14 protein-coding genes are annotated in these 15,499 nt (G+C 56.3%); 2 read left to right on the top strand and 12 right to left on the bottom strand.

Annotated elements, in window-relative coordinates; translation table 11 throughout:
- Window positions 1–95: 95 nt before the first annotated feature.
- Both J1C54_RS12600 and J1C54_RS12595 read right to left on the bottom strand, forming a co-directional pair.
- Complete coding sequence (locus J1C54_RS12600; RefSeq protein ID WP_229148399.1) at window positions 96–1,274, bottom strand: VWA domain-containing protein; 1,179 nt, start codon at window positions 1,272–1,274, stop codon at window positions 96–98.
- Between the two features lie 4 nt (window positions 1,275–1,278).
- Window positions 1,279–2,121, bottom strand: a complete 843-nt coding sequence (locus J1C54_RS12595; protein WP_229148398.1) for a MoxR family ATPase — start codon at window positions 2,119–2,121, stop codon at window positions 1,279–1,281.
- On the opposite strand from J1C54_RS12595, the gene J1C54_RS12590 reads away from it, so the two are divergent.
- Window positions 2,120–2,980 (top strand): 16S rRNA (uracil(1498)-N(3))-methyltransferase, encoded by an 861-nt coding sequence (locus J1C54_RS12590; protein ID WP_370635656.1) that lies wholly within the window; start codon window positions 2,120–2,122, stop codon window positions 2,978–2,980. The genes J1C54_RS12595 and J1C54_RS12590 overlap by 2 nt on opposite strands.
- 13 nt (window positions 2,981–2,993) lie before the next feature.
- Here J1C54_RS12590 and J1C54_RS12585 read toward each other — a convergent pair whose 3' ends face one another.
- From J1C54_RS12585 to leuC, 9 genes are all read right to left on the bottom strand, one after another.
- The gene (locus J1C54_RS12585) at window positions 2,994–3,428 is read right to left on the bottom strand and encodes an SRPBCC family protein (RefSeq protein ID WP_229148397.1); all 435 of its coding nucleotides are present in this window, start codon (window positions 3,426–3,428) and stop codon (window positions 2,994–2,996) included.
- A gap of 11 nt (window positions 3,429–3,439) precedes the next feature.
- Entirely contained in the window at window positions 3,440–4,318 is an 879-nt protein-coding gene (locus J1C54_RS12580; protein ID WP_229148396.1) for an NmrA/HSCARG family protein, read from the bottom strand.
- Window positions 4,319–4,430: 112 nt separating this feature from the next.
- Window positions 4,431–5,234, bottom strand: a complete 804-nt coding sequence (gene truA / locus J1C54_RS12575; RefSeq protein WP_229148395.1) for a tRNA pseudouridine(38-40) synthase TruA — start codon at window positions 5,232–5,234, stop codon at window positions 4,431–4,433.
- A gap of 97 nt (window positions 5,235–5,331) precedes the next feature.
- Window positions 5,332–8,352, bottom strand: a complete 3,021-nt coding sequence (locus J1C54_RS12570; protein ID WP_229148394.1) for a FimV/HubP family polar landmark protein — start codon at window positions 8,350–8,352, stop codon at window positions 5,332–5,334.
- Window positions 8,353–8,518: 166 nt separating this feature from the next.
- A complete protein-coding gene (locus J1C54_RS12565) occupies window positions 8,519–9,532 on the bottom strand; it encodes an Asd/ArgC dimerization domain-containing protein (RefSeq protein ID WP_229148391.1) in 1,014 nt (337 codons plus the stop codon).
- Entirely contained in the window at window positions 9,532–10,644 is a 1,113-nt protein-coding gene (gene asd / locus J1C54_RS12560; RefSeq protein ID WP_229148388.1) for an aspartate-semialdehyde dehydrogenase, read from the bottom strand. The genes J1C54_RS12565 and asd overlap by 1 nt, the downstream gene beginning before the upstream one ends.
- Window positions 10,645–10,677: 33 nt before the next feature.
- On the bottom strand, window positions 10,678–11,751 hold the full coding sequence (leuB, locus tag J1C54_RS12555) for a 3-isopropylmalate dehydrogenase (RefSeq protein ID WP_229148385.1): 1,074 nt from the start codon (window positions 11,749–11,751) through the stop codon (window positions 10,678–10,680).
- A 39-nt stretch (window positions 11,752–11,790) separates the two neighbouring features.
- Window positions 11,791–12,432 carry a 3-isopropylmalate dehydratase small subunit gene (gene leuD, locus J1C54_RS12550; RefSeq protein WP_229148383.1) on the bottom strand — a complete coding sequence of 214 codons (642 nt, stop codon included), beginning with the start codon at window positions 12,430–12,432 and terminating at the stop codon, window positions 11,791–11,793.
- 10 nt (window positions 12,433–12,442) lie between these two features.
- Window positions 12,443–13,864 carry a 3-isopropylmalate dehydratase large subunit gene (gene leuC, locus J1C54_RS12545; RefSeq protein ID WP_229148379.1) on the bottom strand — a complete coding sequence of 474 codons (1,422 nt, stop codon included), beginning with the start codon at window positions 13,862–13,864 and terminating at the stop codon, window positions 12,443–12,445.
- A gap of 169 nt (window positions 13,865–14,033) precedes the next feature.
- Between leuC and J1C54_RS12540 the strand changes: the two genes are divergently transcribed.
- Window positions 14,034–14,909, top strand: a complete 876-nt coding sequence (locus J1C54_RS12540) for a LysR family transcriptional regulator (RefSeq protein WP_229148377.1) — start codon at window positions 14,034–14,036, stop codon at window positions 14,907–14,909.
- Here the strand turns inward: J1C54_RS12540 and J1C54_RS12535 are convergent.
- Window positions 14,900–15,220 carry a metal-sensing transcriptional repressor gene (locus tag J1C54_RS12535; protein WP_229148374.1) on the bottom strand — a complete coding sequence of 107 codons (321 nt, stop codon included), beginning with the start codon at window positions 15,218–15,220 and terminating at the stop codon, window positions 14,900–14,902. The genes J1C54_RS12540 and J1C54_RS12535 overlap by 10 nt on opposite strands.
- Window positions 15,221–15,499 lie beyond the last annotated feature (279 nt).

Here is a 15,499-nt window from a genome sequence, read left to right as displayed (position 1 = left end):
AATCTGTTGACCACTCCAGTGTAGGCGAATACCAGCTCACTGTAGCGAGGGAGCCGGGCCTTGGGAACTGCAGCCCGGCGTGGCATCCATGCCACCTATTTGGAAAGGTGGCGCATGGCCTCTTCCAGCCCCTGAATAGTCAGGGGGTACATCTTGTGATTTACCAGCTGTCGGATCCAGGTATTGGTGGTGGTCAAGTCCCAGCTTCGCTTGGGCTCAGGGTTCAGCCACACCACCTTGTTCCAGGTATCCATGATGCGCTGCATCCATACTGCACCGGGTTCTTCATTCCAGTGCTCCACACTGCCACCAACGGAGTTCACTTCATAGGGACTCATGGCCGCATCACCGACAAAGATAACTTTGTAATCATTGCCATACTTATGCAGCACATCCCACACCGAAACTTTTTCATCCCAGCGGCGGCGATTGTCCTTCCAGACATACTCGTAGATAAAGTTATGGAAGTAGAAATACTCCATATGCTTGAACTCGGTGCGCGCTGCAGAGAACAGCTCCTCGCACACCTTGACGTACGGGTCCATGGAGCCGCCGACGTCAAAAAACAGCAGTACCTTGACCCGGTTTTCCCTTTCCTGACGCAGGCGTATATCCAGCAAGCCGGCATTTTTTGCGGTTGAACTGATAGTGTCGTCGAGATCCAGCTCTTCTGCTTTTCCGGTACGGGCAAATTTTCTCAAACGACGCAGTGCCAGCTTGATATTGCGGGTGCCAAGCTCAACCGAATCATCCAGATTGCGGTACTCTCTCTTCTCCCAAACCTTGACCGCTTTCTTGTTGCGTGACGGCCCGGTAACACGAACGCCTTCCGGGTTCTCCCCGTAGCCGCCAAAGGGGCTGGTGCCCCCGGTGCCGATCATCTTGTTACCACCCTGATGGCGCTTGTGCTGCTCCTCAAGACGCTTGCGAAACTCATCAAGAATCTTCTCCAGACTTCCAAGCCCCTGCAGCTTGGCAAAGTCTTCCGGGCTAAGCGTTTTCTCCAGCTCCTTGCGCAACCACTCCTCTGGAATGGCCTTGTTAAACCAGTTCGGATCGACCGCATCCAGCCCTTTGAAGTAGCTGTCAAAGGCACGGTCAAAGCGATCATAGTACTTTTCGTCCTTTACCAGCACAGCACGGGAAAGGTGATAAAAGTCTTCCATATCCGCAAACGCCAGATGCGCGCTCAAGCCCTCGTGCAGGTCGAGCAACTCGCGCAGAGTTACCGGCACCTTGTGTTCGCGCAGCGTTTCGAAAAAGCGGATCAGCACAACCTCAACCCTCGCGACGACTCATGAAGGCTAGCCGCTCAAGCAGCTGGACGTCCTGTTCATTCTTCAACAGCGCACCGTACAGTGGCGGAATAGCCTTGCGAGTATCACGATTCTTCAGAACGTCCTCTGGAATATCATCGGACAGAAGCAGCTTGAGCCAATCAATCAGCTCACTGGTAGAGGGCTTCTTCTTCAGACCAGGCACCTTGCGCAGGTCGAAGAAGATCTCCATAGCCTGCTTGACCAGATCCCGTTTGATATCCGGGTAATGCACATCAACGATCTTCATCATCGTTTCGGCATCGGGGAAGTTGATGTAGTGGAAGAAGCAGCGACGCAAAAAGGCATCCGGCAGCTCCTTCTCGTTGTTTGAGGTAATCACGATAATCGGGCGCCGTTCCGCCTTGATGACCTGCTGGGTTTCGTAGACATAGAACTCCATGCGATCGAGTTCCTGCAGCAGGTCATTGGGAAACTCGATGTCCGCCTTGTCGATCTCGTCAATCAGCAGAACCACCTGCTGATCGCTTTCGAAAGCTTCCCAGAGCTTGCCCTTCTTGATGTAGTTGCCGACATCCTCGACGCCGCCTGCGCCGAGCTGGGAGTCACGCAGTCGCGATACCGCGTCGTACTCGTACAGCCCTTGCTGGGCCTTGGTGGTGGACTTGATATGCCAGGTAAGCAGCGGCAGATTCAGGGATTCGGCGATCTGCTCGGCAAGCAGGGTTTTGCCGGTGCCCGGCTCACCTTTAATCAGCAACGGGCGCTTCAGCGCAATCGATGCATTGACTGCCATCTTCAGATCGTCGGTGGCAACGTATTTGTCGGTACCCTGAAACTGCATGTTGTTCTCCAGAAATTCATTGCATGGCCGGGAGTCGGCACAGCACCCAGACTCACCCGGCCACTTTAGCAAGGTCATCCCTGATGGCAAGGTGAAAACCTGCCCGGGACTGAGCAGTCCGGTCAATGGCATAATTGCGTTCATGAACCTGTTGCTGCTGCTCCCCGATGATCAACTGGATTCCGGCCGCTGGCATATCAGTGGCCGGAGAGCTGTGCATATCCGCAAGGTGCTTGGGCTCACCTGCGGCGCGACCTTGCGAGCAGGCCTACTTAATGGGCCGCTTGGCGAGGCCCAACTGCTAGAGGACGACGGCGAGCAAATCACCCTGTCATTCAGCGGCAAAAGTCCAGCACCCTCGGCCCTGCCCCTGACCCTTATTCTGGCCCTGCCACGTCCGAAAATGCTCAAGCGCATCCTGATTGATGCCACCAGTCTGGGAGTCAAAAGAATCATCCTGCTGAATAGCTGGAAGGTGGAAAAGAGTTACTGGCAAACCCCGGAGCTGCATGCCGGGCTATTGCAGGAAAAGCTCCTGCTCGGCCTTGAGCAGGCGGGCGACACCCTGCTGCCATCACTGGAGCTCAAGCCACGCTTCAAGCCGTTTGTCGAAGATGAACTGCCTGAGATACTGGCGGGCAGCATCGCCTTGCTGGCCCATCCCGGCGACTACCCGGATATGCCCACTGGACTTAGCCAGCCGGTAACATTGGCGATTGGCCCGGAGGGCGGCTGGACAGAATATGAAACGGATCTGTTACGCGATAGCGGCTTTGACTGTCACCGCTTTGGTCAACGGATCCTGCGGGTAGAAACAGCACTTCCTGCACTAATCGGGCGGTTAATGCAGCTGCCCTGACGAGCCACCTTTATCAACTGTCGAAGCGGCTGACCAACGATGCCAGACAGAACCCGTACATCTGCTCTGCCCGAGCTTGAGCTTTAGCAACTTTGTCTGCTGGATAGGCCGGATCCGCCTGAAAGCGAGCCGACCACTCCACTCGACAACCACTGTCCGTGGCCAGCACCGCCAGTGTTGCGACATAGTCAGTGTCTGCTGTGATCCCCGGCGCCTCAACAATTCGATAGCTGTAACTACGCGCCTGACTATCCAGTGCCACCAGTTCTTCCTTAACCATGCTGCCATCCATCAAAGACACCTGACGAACCGCTCCTACGCCGGAACGATCCACCGCACAGGCGCTAACTCCGGGCAGCCAGCTGGCCAAACCAGAGAAATCTCCCAGCAGCTCCCACACCTGATCCGCTGATGCAGAGTAATCGTGACTAACAGTAAACGCTGGCATTACTCTCTCCTTTAGCTCGCCAGGCGACGGCGTAAAAACGCTTCAAAACTTACCAAATCCGGCTTCTTCTGACGCAACGGCTCAATATCAAAGCTCCAGCCCTGACGATTATTCCAATCGTACTGCCTGGCCGCCTCTGCATTCGACATTCGCAGCAGAAACATGGGAATAGCAAATGGCAGCAGACGCTTGCCGGTGACTTTACGATACACCGCCTTCATCTCATCGACGGTCAACACATCGCTGGCCACATCCAGTGATGTGCCCAGATACTGCTCAGGGTTACAGAATACTTCCGCAGCGAACCAGGCGATGTCCTCCACCGCGACCATATGGAAACGAGTATCCGGCTTCAGCGCACCGGCCATCATGGCTAGCACTACGCGGGGACTAAGGGGCTTTTTGCCGCTAAAGCCAACCACAGGCTCAAGAAAGTTTTCCATAAAAAAGACTTCGCGCAGAAATGTACGCGGCAACTGCAACTGGTCAACGTACTTCTCGATCTCGTACTTGCTCTGGAAATGCAGCACCCCCTCGGCATGATCACAGTTGGAAACCGAGGTTTGCACAAAGTGGCTAACACCCTGCTTCTTTGCCGCCCGAGCCAAGCGGCACCCCTGGTCAATTTCGCCTTGAAAGCCAACACCGCGCTCCCAGAAATTCTGCACGGCGAAAACGCCATGCACGCCTTCACAGGCACGCTGCAGAGAGCCCTCATCGTCAAGGTCCGCTGCTACCAGCTCAGCACCAAGCGCTTTCAGTGCTAATGCCGAAGGCTTGCTGATATTGCGAGTCATGGCACGTACCCGGAAGCCGCGCTTAAGCAGTTCGGGCACCAGGGCACTGCCCTGAGCACCGGTTGCTCCCGTTATGAGGATGGTTTCAGGCATGAATGACTCTCCAGAAAATCAGAACCCATGAGTTCTGTGGAGCATACCGACACCGGCTATTCACTGCTAGCGCAGGGACTGACTGGAAATAGCAGCCGGGAAGAAAATCAGGTCAGGCGTTGAGGTCCTGTGGCAACCAGGCCGGGCCAAATGGCTCCTGCGGGAGAATAAAGCGTTGCGGATAGCCTATACCCACCAAATAAAGGCCGTGGGGTGGTGCGGTCGAGGCAGCTACACTGCGGTTGCGAGCTTCAAGCACCTCAGCAACCCATTCCGGCTTTTTCTTACCAGTGCCCACAGCCATCAGGGTGCCCGCAATATTGCGAACCATATGCATCAAAAAGGCATTCGCTTCTGCTTCTAAAACGATCAAGTTCCCCCGCTGGAACAGGTCGAGACGGTGTACCGTTTTTACCGGCGTTTTCGACTGACAGTAGACGCCACGGAAGGAGCTGAAGTCATGTTCGCCGATCAGGTGTTTAGCCGCTTCTCGCATCGATGGCACATCCAACGGCAGAAACTGCCAACTGACCTGCCCTGCAAGCAACGCGGGTCTGATCGGATGGTTATAGATCACATAGCGGTAACGTCGCGAGAACGCAGAAAAGCGGGCGTGAAAATCATCCGCCACCGGTGTCGCCCAGCGAATACTAATGTCCTTGGGAAGGTTACTGTTACCACCGAACTGCCAGGCACGCATATCACGCACCGCATCACTGTCGAAGTGCACTACCTGACCGCAACCATGCACTCCAGCATCAGTACGTCCTGCACAGATAACTGAAACCGGATGATCCGCTACCTTGGCCAGTGCTCGCTCCACCTCAAGCTGTACAGTCGGCACGCCGGGCTGCTGTGTTTGCCAACCCCGATAGTTATTACCGTTGTATTCAATACCTAGTGCGATGCGGGACATGGTCAGATCAGGATTGCTACTGGGGAGCGCATTATGCCCTGAAACGAACAGGGCGGCACCGTTACCGGGGCCGCCCTGTTGTTTTCCTTACTCTTGATCAGCCCACTTGGGCGAGCAGATCCCGAGCTTCCTGCTGTTGCTCCGCACTACCTTCAGAGACTACTTCCTGAAGAATATCGCGAGCGCCTTCTGCATCACCCATGTCGATATAGGCTTTGGCCAGATCGAGCTTGGTAGCGTTCTCGTCGGTATCACCGAGGAAGTCAAAGTCATCATCGTCGGCACCCAGTGCCTGCTCCAGAGCAGGTTCAAGGGCCGGACGCGCGGTGGTTGGCTGCTCAGCGGTAAGCGGTGCAGGCTCTTCCAGATCATCATCAAACGACACCGCATCACGTTGAACGGTGGCGGACGGCTCTGCATCAACCGCAGGCATACTAACCTGAGTCGGCTCGTCATCATCCAGAGACAAGTCATCAAGGGACAGCTCGTCAAGGGACAAATCCAGCTCTTCTGCTGCCGGCTTCTCCGCAGCCTCAGAGAACTCATCGCTCATATCAGCGAGGCTGAGTTCTCCAAAGTCTGCTTCTTCAGAAAGATCCGCACTGATGTCATCCAGCGCAACAGCGGCTTTAGCAGGCGCATCGTCCAGATCCAGGGACAGCTCTTCCTCTCCGGCATCCAGCTCAAGAGATAGTTCGTCGTCGCCTTCCTCACCCATATCCAGACTCAGACCTTCGTCTTCGAGTGTCAGGGTTTCAGTCTTGTCATCATCCAGATCCAGACTGAGGCCGTCGTCTTCCAGAGATAGCTCTGCTTCGCCATCTGAAGAAAGATCAAAACTCAGCTCGTCATTATCTGCTGCAATCAACGGCGCTTCGGCCGGCTTGCTATCTCCCAGATCAAAGTCCAGAGATCCCAGGTCATCGCCGTCGTCGTCACCGCCGATGTCAAATTCGAGCGTGTCGTCAGCGGTAGCAGGCGCGGCGCTCGGGGCTTCGAAATCAGAAGCCAGATCCATCTCCAGATCGTCCAGGCTCGGCTCTTCTGCGCCACCTGCAAAGCCAGCGCGCAGGGAACTGATGGCTGCCGCAACACTGGCGCCGGCGCCGGCGAAAGCAGCTGCCTCACGCTCAAAGCCATCGCGGTCACCCATTTCTGCCTGCACTTCAAGCAGTCGCACTTTCAGGTCGTCGCGCTGTGGCGCTTTTTGAATCTCATTCTTCAGGAAGGTAACCGCCTCGGCATGACGTCCATAGGCGGTGTAAACATCTACTTCCTCAAGCGGATCCTGGGCCGGCTCGCCTGCTTCAGCAGACGGGTCTTCCAGATCCTCAACAAAATCACCGTTGTCGACGAAGAAATCATCTTCTTCATCCGCATCTGCCAGAGCCCGAGGTTCCTTATAACTGTCATCATCCTTATCAGCCTGACGACGGCGCATCCAGGCCATGCCACCAATCACAACAGCCAGGCCGACCAGTCCAGCGAGGATCAACACCAAGTTGTCCATGATGGTGCCGACAATGCCAGACTCAGCAGCGGGCTCAGGAGCTGGGGTAGTGCCCGCGGCGCCGGCCTGTGCCTGTGCCTGTGGCTGCTGCATACCGGCGGCTGCCCTGTCTGCAGCAAGCTGCTCTGGCGTTGCCGCTGCTCCTGAATCCATACCAGCCGCTTTACGAGCTTCGGCTATTTCTTCAGGCGTGGCTGGCCTTGCTCCGTCGGCGCCCATGGCCCCTTCCAGAGATTTAACCGCTTGCGCAGCACGGGAAATTGGATCCAGTGCTTCGCCCGAAGAACCCGCAGCAGCTGCTCCGCCGGCTGCGGCCGGGGCTGTTGCGGCTTCAGAACCGGCCGCCTGCGGCGCTTCTGTGCCCGCCGCCTGGGGTGCTTGTGTTCCTGTCACCGGAGCTACTGGCGCGTCTGTAACCGGCTCAATAACCACGGGCTCAGTCGGTGTTATACCCTGAGCTTCCTGCAGCTCACGCAACTGTTGCTGCAGTTGAGCAATCTGGCTGTTACGCAGCTTCAGCAGAGATTCACTGGTTGCGACCTGCTCCTGCAGATCTTGCAGCCGACTGGACAGCTCATTGTTCTGGCGATTCAGGCGATCAACATTTTCATCTCGAATGGCCAATTCGTTTTGCAGGGCAGAAGAATCCGTACTGGACGAACCACCTGTTCCTCGACCGGTGCCTGCACCGCTCTGCGCATCCGGAGATACCAGCTTTACCTGTCCTTCGGTAGCCACACCCAGATCAGCGCCGCCGCCACCGCTGGCGGTACCATCCAGCTGGGTGCGACTCGGCAGAGTAATACCACGTGCCTCAAGCTTGGCACGCCACTCCCGGTTTTGCTCCGCTACTTCCGCGATGGCACTGCGGGTACTGATCTGACGCACTTCCTGCTCGGAGGGCATGCGCAACACCGTGCCTTCGCGCACCAGATTGACGTTGCCATCGATGAAGGCGTCCGGGTTCAAGGACTGAATGGCAATCAGCATTTGCTGCACAGAAATACTGTTGACCGGGCGATTGTTCAGGGCGATGCGCCAAAGAGTATCAGAGGGCTGAACCACATAATCAGGAGCTCGACTAACGCCATAGTCCTGACTCTGGGCAACCACGCGCGGCTGACTTGGTGCTTGCTGACTAGCCGGCGCCTCAACCTTTGCGGGCTGAGCGGAAGAAACCGGGGCAACAGCAGGGCGCTGGACAGGCTCGGCAAAAGCCGGGGGATCCAGCAGCACGGTGTACTCGCGCAGCAAGCGGCCAGTTGGCCACATCACTTCAACAATAAAGTTCAGGAATGGCTCACGCACCGGCTGAGTGGAACGGATGCTGAGCACGCCGTTGCCATCCTGCTGCAGGGTGACTTCGAACTGGAGCTCATTAAGAAAAAATACCCGCTCAACGCCGGAGGATTGAAAATCACTCTCCGAGCCAAGGTTGGCCAGCACTTCTTCTGGTGTCAGATCACCAACGTCAAACAGCTCCACTTCCATACTGAGGGGCTGATTGAGATAGGAATTGAGTTTGTAGTCCCCCACTCCCAGTGCTGCTGCGAGTCCGGGGGCCAGCATTGCCAGCGCCGCGAGTCCGATGCCTGTTTTTCGGAACATGGTTACGCCCTTTATTTATTATCGACCCCCACCCCGGCCCATTGGGCTCCCCGGCGGGCCTGTCTTCGGTTGCCTGTTAACCTTGCGCTTCCTCGCAGGTCCTATTCTGTCCGAGTTTTACCGGAAAAACCTAGAAACTGCGTCACATAATGTCAGTAAGTATCCATTACAGATAGTCTTTTAGCAACAATTCGACAATTTGTACACCTTTCAGGGCTGCCCCGTAGCGGACATTGTCAGCGCTGACCCAAAGACCAAGAGTCCTGCCATCGTCACTACCGGCGAGCTCATGAATACGCAAATTGTCCGAATCGAGATCCGCGGAAACAGCCTGTCCGCGCTGAGTTTCATCTATATCAGCGATACCCAGACCGGCTCCGGCGAAACTCGCCAGAGCCTCGTCGACCCCCATCGGGCTATCACCAAACCAGCCGAAAGACACGCTTTGCCCAAAGAAAACCGGCACTCTGGCCACCTGACATTGAACCCGTCCAGCAAGCACCGGAAACAACCTCTGCAGCGCCAAACGCGTGCTCTGCGCCGGCGCCAGGGTGCCACTTCCACAGGCCTTTACCCCAGCAGTAAGGGTGACAAAGGCGCTCTGCGCCGGAAAGACCTTTGCTTCCGGGTCCTGACTGTTAAGCAGGCGAGCGGTTTGCCGAGCCAGCTCTTCCACCCCATCACGACCCGCTGCCGAGGCGGGCAGCATGGCCGTCAGAGATATCTGTGCGGGCACCTGATGTTCCAGCAAGCAAGCTAGCAACGGGGCGATCTGGGCAGCAATGCCCGCTGGCACGGCAACCAGATTACGTTCACGTACATCATCCAAAGCGGCTTCATTGATTCCCGGCAGCACCACCGGCACCTGGGGATCCGCCAGCCAGATGCCGGACAGGTCCACCACCACGCAGCCCTGCTCGGCTGCCTGTGGCGAGTACTTGGCACTGACCGCCGGCGGCACCGCAAACAAGGCAACATCGACAGCAGAAAAATCAAAGCCTTCGACGTTGGCCACCCTGAGGTAGCCACCCTTGTATTCAATCCGACGTCCGGCGGTGGCATCAGATGCCACCAGCTGCAGGGTGCTGATCGGCAACTCTCGCTCATTCAGCAAATCCAGTATTGCTTCACCAACCAAACCGGTGGCGCCAACCACAGCAACAGAAAAGGAACGACTCATTATTGCTCCAGCAGAATGCGCAGCATGCGCTTCAGCGGTTCAGCGGCGCCCCACAATAGCTGATCACCAACAGTGAAGGCGTTCAGATACTGGGAGCCCATATTCATCTTGCGCAGACGACCCACTGGTACAGACAGGGTGCCGGTTACCGCGGTGGGAGTCAGATCACGCAAAGAGTCCTCACGGGTGTTAGGGACCACTTTGACCCAATCATTGGCACTGGCAATGATTTCGTGAATTTCATCCATAGGCACATCTCGAGTCAGTTTGATGGTCAACGCCTGACTGTGGCAGCGCATTGCACCAATGCGTACGCAGGTACCATCCAGCGGAATCGGATTAACACTGCGGCCAAGAATCTTGTTGGTCTCGGCCTGGCCTTTCCACTCCTCCTTGCTCTGACCGTTGTCCAGCTGCTTGTCGATATAGGGCAGTAGCGAACCGGCCAGGGCATGACCAAAGTTGGCCTTTGGCAAGTCATCGGCGCGCATGGTCGCGGCCACCTGGCGGTCAATCTCCAGAATCGCGCTGGCCGGATCAGCCAGTTGTCCCGCCACATCCGCATGGACCTTACCCATTTGCGCAATCAACTCGCGCATGTTCTGGGCGCCCGCGCCTGACGCTGCCTGATACGTCATTGAAGTAGCCCACTCCACCAGCCCGGCATTGAACAACCCGCCCAACGACATCAGCATGAGACTGACCGTACAGTTACCACCAACAAAATCCTTCTTGCCGGCCAGCAGCGCTTCGTCAATCACTCGTCGGTTGACCGGATCAAGAATCAACACCGCATCATCCTTCATGCGCAGCGCCGAAGCTGCATCAATCCAATAGCCCTGCCAACCTGCAGCACGCAATTTCGGATAGATATCATTGGTGTAATCGCCACCCTGACAGGTGACAATTACGTCCAGCTTCTTTAGTTCATCGATGCTAGTAGCATCTTTCAGAGGCGGCACATCACGACCAATCTCCGGGCCAGCCTGACCAACCTGAGAGGTGGTAAAAAACACCGGCTCAATATCTCGAAAGTCGTTATCTTCCAACATCCGGCCCATCAGCACGGAACCAACCATGCCTCGCCAACCTACAAATCCTACGCTTTTCATATTCTTTCTCCTTGAATTGGAGTTTCGGGCGTACTAACCAAGAGCGGCCACAACCGCATCACCCATTTCAGCGGTGCCAACCTTACGGCAACCTTCGGTCCAGATATCCGCAGTACGCAGACCGCCCTCCAGCACCTGCTCAACCGCTTTCTCGATAACATCGGCCACATCGGCCCGCTCCAGGCTGTAACGCAGCAACATGGACAGTGACAAAATAGTAGCCAGCGGGTTGGCAATACCCTGGCCGGCAATATCCGGCGCCGACCCGTGACATGGCTCATACAGACCCTTGCGATTCTCATCCAGCGATGCCGACGGCAACATGCCAATAGAACCGGTTAACATTGCTGCTTCATCAGACAAAATGTCGCCAAACAGATTTCCGGTAACGATCACATCAAACTGCTTCGGCGCACGAACCAGCTGCATGGCAGCGTTGTCGACATACATATGCGACACCTGCACCTCTGGATACTCCGCCGCCATGCTGGTGATCACTTCTTTCCATAGCTCGGTAACTTCCAGCACATTAGCCTTGTCCACAGACAGCAACTTCTTGTCACGAACCATGGCCAGCTCGAATGCCACCCGGCCAATACGGCGAATTTCACTTTCGTTGTAAACATCAGTGTTGAAACCCACCCGCTCGCCATTTTCCACACGGATGCCGCGGGGCTGGCCAAAATAGATGCCGCCGGTCAGCTCTCGAACAATCAGGATATCCAGACCACTGACGATTTCCGGCTTTAGGCTGGAGGCGCTGGCAAGCTGTGGAAATAGAATTGCCGGGCGCAAATTGGCGAATAGCCCCAGAGACGAGCGCAGACGCAGCAGCCCTCGCTCAGGGCGCTTGTCACGCTCAATGGTGTCCCACTTCGGACCACCAATAGAGCCAAACAGAATAGCGTCCGCAGCCCGTGCTTTTTCCAGCGAAACTTCCGGCAACGGATCGCCATGCACGTCATAGGCTGAGCCACCAACCAGCGCCTCATCGGTACTGATACCAAGGTCAAACTTTTTGTTTACCGCATTGAGAACCTTGACCGCTTCAGCAACGATCTCTGGACCGATTCCATCACCGGGCATTACCAGTATTTTCTTACTCATGGACTTCCCACCCTCAGCAGGCGCTCCGCGCCCGATAAATTATTCAATAAACACCCACGGCTCGCGCTGTTGACGCGTAGCTTCATATTCACGAATCGAATCTGCCGCCTGCAGCGTCAAGCCAATATCGTCGAGACCGTTTAACAGGCAGTGCTTGCGAAACGCATCAATCTCGAAAGCAATGGCGTCGCCATCCGGGCGAATAATTTTCTGTTCAGCCAGATCAACGGTCAGGCGATAACCCTCTTTGTCTTTCACAGCACTGAACAGCTCGTCAGCCACTTCTTCACTGACAACAATCGGCAGCACGCCATTCTTGAAGCAGTTATTGAAGAAAATATCAGCAAAGCTGGGCGCAATAATGGCGCGAAAGCCAAAATCCAGCAGCGCCCAAGGGGCATGCTCACGGCTCGAGCCACAACCAAAGTTACGCCGTGCCAGGAGAATACTGGCACCCTGATAACGTGACTGATTAAGGACAAAATCCTGGTTCAACGGTCGCTTGCTGTTGTCCTGACCAGGCTGCCCCTCATCCAGATAGCGCCACTCATCAAACAGGTTCGGCCCAAAGCCGCTACGCTTGATCGATTTCAAAAACTGTTTGGGGATAATCTGATCAGTATCCACATTGGCGCGGTCAAGCGGCGCCACCAAACCATCCTCACGAATAAACTTTTCCATGACGCTCTCCTCAGAGATCGCGACTATCGAAGTCACGAATGTCCACAAAGTGACCGGCCACCGCTGCAGCCGCCGCCATTGCCGGGCTAACCAGGTGAGTACGCCCACCATTACCCTGACGACCTTCAAAGTTGCGGTTTGATGTAGAGGCGCAGTGCTCACCCGCCAACAGCTTGTCCGGGTTCATGGCCAGACACATGGAGCAGCCTGGCTCGCGCCACTCAAACCCTGCTTCAACAAAGACCTTGTCCAGCCCTTCCGCTTCGGCCTGCTGCTTGACCAGACCGGAACCGGGCACTACCAGCACCTGTTTGACGTTGCCCGCCTTCTTGCGGCCCTTGGCCACCGCCGCCGCCGCACGCAGATCTTCAATACGTGAATTGGTGCAGGAACCGATAAATACCCGATCCACCTTGATATCGGTGATCTTCATACCCGGTGTCAGGCCCATATACTGATAAGCACGCTCCATACCGGAACGCTTCACCGCGTCGCTCTCCTGCTCGGGAATCGGCAAGGTCGCATCCACTGGCAGCACCATTTCCGGCGATGTCCCCCAGGACACCTGTGGTTTGATATCGGCGGCGTTGATTTCGACCACCGTGTCGAACCGGGCTCCGTCATCGCTGACCAGCGTGCGCCAGTAGTCCACTGCCTTGTCCCAGTCGGCACCCTGCGGAGCAAACGGGCGACCACGAACATAGTCGATGGTGGTATCGTCCACCGCCACCATGCCAGCGCGGGCGCCGGCTTCGATGGACATATTGCAAATCGTCATGCGGCCTTCCATGGACAGCGAACGGATGGCGCTGCCGGCAAACTCCATGGCGTGGCCGTTGCCACCGGCAGTACCGATCACACCGATGATGTGCAGCACCACGTCTTTCGCTGTAACACCGGCACCAAGCTCACCTTCCACCCGGACCAGCATGTTTTTCATTTTTTTTGCCACCAGACACTGGGTGGCAAGCACATGCTCAACTTCAGAAGTGCCGATGCCGTGCGCAAGGCAGGCCAGCGCTCCGTTGGTGGAGGTATGCGAATCACCGCAGACCACGGTCATGCCGGGCACCACAGCCCCCTGCTCTGGCGCCATTACATGAACAATGCCCTGGCGCACGTCGCCAATACCGAACTCCCGGATACCAAAGGCGCGGGTGTTATCTTCCAGTGTCTGCACCTGAATGCGCGAGGTGTCGTCCTCGATCTCACTGGCGTTTTTGAACGGCGTGGTGGGCACGTTGTGGTCCAGGGTGGCGAAGTTAGAACCCACCCGCCACGGCTGCCGCCCAGCCAGTCGCAGCCCCTCAAAGGCCTGTGGCGAGGTCACTTCATGAATAATCTGTCGGTCGATATAGATCAGCGCCGAGCCGTCATCGCGTTGCTTGACGAGGTGGGCATCCCAAAGTTTGTCATACAGCGTACGGGCCATGGTTTCTCTCCAGCCTGCCCCGATGGGGGCTTGTCAGGGTTGGCACGATACGGAGATGGCTTGCATAAATCCAATTCATATTTATTATCTAAAGCATTCCTATTGGTTATCAACTGGACGCCTGCCCAACCACCAGCACCGGTTTTCAAACGCCAGAAGGACAAAAGAATTGGATACCCACAGTCTGCAAGTGTTCATCTCCGTCGCCGACACCGGCAGCTTCACCGGCGCCGGCGAGCAGCTATTCCTGACCCAGCCCGCGATCAGCAAACGTATCGCCCAACTGGAAGAACAACTCGGTGCCCGCCTGTTTGACCGCATCGGCCGGCAAATCCACCTCACCGAAGCCGGTCAGGCGCTACTACCGAAAGCTCGAGCAGTACTGCGAGAAATGGAAGACATCCGCCGCAGCATCACCAACCTGTCCGGCCGGGTGGCAGGCAAACTACGCATCGGCACCAGCCATCACATCGGCCTGCACCGACTGCCACCGATCCTCCGCCAGTTCTCCCGCCAGTACCCGGACGTGCAGCTGGATATCCATTTCATTGACTCGGAAGAAGCCTGGGAAGGAGTGCTGCATGGTGATCTGGAACTCGGCGTGGTGACCCTGCCACCACAACCAGACCCGCGTGTGCAGCAAACCGTGATCTGGAATGATCCACTAGTATTTATGGTCGCACCGGAACATGCGCTGGCACAGGAAAGAGAAGTGTCTCTGGAAATGCTGACCGACTACAGCGCCATCCTGCCATCACCGGTGACCTTCACCCGGCGCATCGTCGAGGATCTGTTCCACCAGCAATCGCTGACTCTGGATATCTCGATGTCGACCAACTATCTGGAAACCATCCACATGATGGTTGCCATTGGTCTGGGCTGGAGCGTACTACCGGCGAGCATGCTAGACGATCAGGTAAAGGCACTGTCCGTGCCTGGAGTCAGCATCCAACGACAACTGGGAGTAGTCACCCACCCATCCCGAAGCCCATCTAACGCGGCAAGGTGCTTTACCGACCTGTTGCGCAGTGCAGCTCAAGCGTAGCGTGACAATAGATCGCGCACCTCAGCGATGCGATCCGTCATGCTGCCCATGCTCTCGTCAAATACACAACCTTCCACCAGACAGGCGATCATCTCGAAAAATGACTTGTCCAATGCCTTGCGAGCCGCGGTAAGCTGCTGCAGGATTTTCTCGCAGTCCTCGCCTTCGCGAATCAGCTTCTGAACCCCACGCAACTGCCCTTCTACCCGGGCCAGTCGCTTCAATAGCGCCTGCTGCTTTTCATCATCCGGCTTAATTTGCACTTTCTTACCCCCCATAGGGATATGGTCATTGCCAACAAGCCAAAGCATCCATGTTCTGCCAATACAAGTCAGCCAGGCGCCTGATAACCATCCCAGACCAAGCAGCCTGACCAGTTTACCGGATATTGCAACGACCGATATCAGAATAAAGTTTTAACTGCGTCAGCGTACTTTCCACCAAGCCAGCATGCTGGCAAACATGGCCACCGCCGCCGCCAGCAGGAAGCTATCTGAGCCAAATGATGTCCACAGCATTCCCGACAGTCCGGCGCCAACGGCCCAGCCCGCTCCGAAGCCAAAACTGGAATACAGTGCCTGGCCCTGACC

Source organism: Alcanivorax sp. 1008 (assembly GCF_020667895.1).
Taxonomy (GTDB): domain Bacteria; phylum Pseudomonadota; class Gammaproteobacteria; order Pseudomonadales; family Alcanivoracaceae; genus PGZG01.
The sequence above is the reverse complement of the archived record's forward strand: the minus strand, read 5'-3'. Positions and strand labels throughout refer to the sequence as shown.

Coding starts and splice junctions, on each gene's coding strand:
- J1C54_RS12590 (WP_370635656.1), top strand. CDS start 2,120: ATGTTGTTCTCCAGAAATTCATTGCATGGCCGGGAGTCGGCACAGCAC.
- J1C54_RS12595 (WP_229148398.1), bottom strand. CDS start 2,121: ATGCAGTTTCAGGGTACCGACAAATACGTTGCCACCGACGATCTGAAG.
- J1C54_RS12585 (WP_229148397.1), bottom strand. CDS start 3,428: ATGCCAGCGTTTACTGTTAGTCACGATTACTCTGCATCAGCGGATCAG.
- J1C54_RS12580 (WP_229148396.1), bottom strand. CDS start 4,318: ATGCCTGAAACCATCCTCATAACGGGAGCAACCGGTGCTCAGGGCAGT.
- truA (WP_229148395.1), bottom strand. CDS start 5,234: ATGTCCCGCATCGCACTAGGTATTGAATACAACGGTAATAACTATCGG.
- J1C54_RS12570 (WP_229148394.1), bottom strand. CDS start 8,352: ATGTTCCGAAAAACAGGCATCGGACTCGCGGCGCTGGCAATGCTGGCC.
- J1C54_RS12565 (WP_229148391.1), bottom strand. CDS start 9,532: ATGAGTCGTTCCTTTTCTGTTGCTGTGGTTGGCGCCACCGGTTTGGTT.
- asd (WP_229148388.1), bottom strand. CDS start 10,644: ATGAAAAGCGTAGGATTTGTAGGTTGGCGAGGCATGGTTGGTTCCGTG.
- leuB (WP_229148385.1), bottom strand. CDS start 11,751: ATGAGTAAGAAAATACTGGTAATGCCCGGTGATGGAATCGGTCCAGAG.
- leuD (WP_229148383.1), bottom strand. CDS start 12,432: ATGGAAAAGTTTATTCGTGAGGATGGTTTGGTGGCGCCGCTTGACCGC.
- leuC (WP_229148379.1), bottom strand. CDS start 13,864: ATGGCCCGTACGCTGTATGACAAACTTTGGGATGCCCACCTCGTCAAG.
- J1C54_RS12535 (WP_229148374.1), bottom strand. CDS start 15,220: ATGCTTTGGCTTGTTGGCAATGACCATATCCCTATGGGGGGTAAGAAA.